Source organism: Bradyrhizobium genomosp. I (2014) (assembly GCF_000261685.1).
Lineage (GTDB): Bacteria > Pseudomonadota > Alphaproteobacteria > Rhizobiales > Xanthobacteraceae > Bradyrhizobium.
Window position 1 is genome coordinate 1 of record NZ_AJQE01000307.1, and the last position, 304, is coordinate 304.

At 71.7% G+C, this 304-nt stretch carries 1 protein-coding gene; it reads right to left on the reverse strand.

What is annotated here, in order from left to right; translation table 11 throughout:
- Positions 1 to 8: 8 nt before the first annotated feature.
- The coding region (locus tag IC50_RS28465) for a sulfurtransferase (protein WP_035712577.1) at positions 9 to 304 on the reverse strand (296 nt) is incomplete at its 5' end.

Here is a 304-nt window from a genome sequence, read left to right on the forward strand (position 1 = left end):
TGGCGAGGCTACGCCGGCCCGGTCGCGATCGCCGGGCCGCTCTCCTGACCCCATTCCGACCACGAGCCGTCATAGAGCGCGGTGTCGGTGATCCCGAGCCGATAGAGCGCGAGCGTCAGCACGCCGGCTGATACGCCCGAGCCGCAGCTCGTCACGATCGGTGCGTCGAGCTTGACGCCGGCGCCCGTGAAGGCGGCGCGCAGCTCCTCGAGCGGCTTCATGGTGCCGGTCGCGGCGTCGAACAGCAGATTGTAGGGCACGTTGCGGGCGCCGGGGATATGGCCGGAGCGGATGCCCGGCCGCG